This is a genomic window from Streptococcus mitis, assembly GCF_001579035.1.
Taxonomy (GTDB): Bacteria; Bacillota; Bacilli; order Lactobacillales; family Streptococcaceae; genus Streptococcus; species Streptococcus mitis_J.
On record NZ_KQ970306.1, the window covers coordinates 1 to 928 of the forward strand.

General features: G+C 42.2%; 1 pseudogene. It reads right to left on the bottom strand.

What is annotated here, in order from left to right:
- Positions 1 to 928: pseudogene (locus tag SMIDD26_RS13545) on the bottom strand (hypothetical protein); the annotation flags it as partial.

Here is a 928-nt window from a genome sequence, read left to right on the forward strand (position 1 = left end):
TTCCGTATCTAAGAGCACGTCCTTAAGTGACTCAGCATCTAAGAGTACGTCCTTAAGCGAAAGTACATCAGAATCTGAGAGTAAATCAAAATTATTTAGTGAAAATCCATCATTAAGTAAATCTGATTCTGAAAGTAAAAGTACATCAGAATCTGAGTCAGCATCTAAGAGTACATCATTAAGTGATTCAGCATCTAAGAGCACATCCTTAAGTGATTCAGCATCTAAGAGCACGTCCTTAAGTGATTCCGTATCTAAGAGCACGTCATTGAGCGACTCAGCTTCTAAGAGCACGTCCTTAAGTGACTCAGCATCTAAGAGCACGTCATTGAGCGACTCAGCATCTAAGAGCACGTCCTTAAGCGACTCAGCCTCTAAGAGCACGTCCTTAAGTGATTCAGCCTCTAAGAGCACGTCCTTATCTGACTCAGCATCTAAGAGCACGTCATTGAGCGACTCAGTTTCTAAGAGCACGTCCTTAAGTGAAAGTACATCAGAATCTGAGAGTAAATCAAAATTATTTAGTGAAAATCCATCATTAAGTAAATCTGATTCTGAAAGTAAAAGTACATCAGAATCTGAGTCAGCTTCTAAGAGCACGTCATTGAGCGACTCAGCCTCTAAGAGCACGTCCTTAAGCGACTCAGCCTCTAAGAGCACGTCCTTAAGCGACTCAGCCTCTAAGAGCACGTCCTTAAGTGATTCCGTATCTAAGAGTACATCCTTAAGCGACTCAGCTTCTAAGAGCACGTCCTTAAGTGATTCCGTATCTAAGAGTACATCCTTAAGTGATTCCGTATCTAAGAGCACGTCATTGAGCGACTCAGCTTCTAAGAGCACGTCATTGAGCGATTCAGTTTCTAAGAGCACGTCCTTAAGCGACTCAGCATCTAAGAGCACGTCCTTAAGTGATTCCGTATCTAAGAGC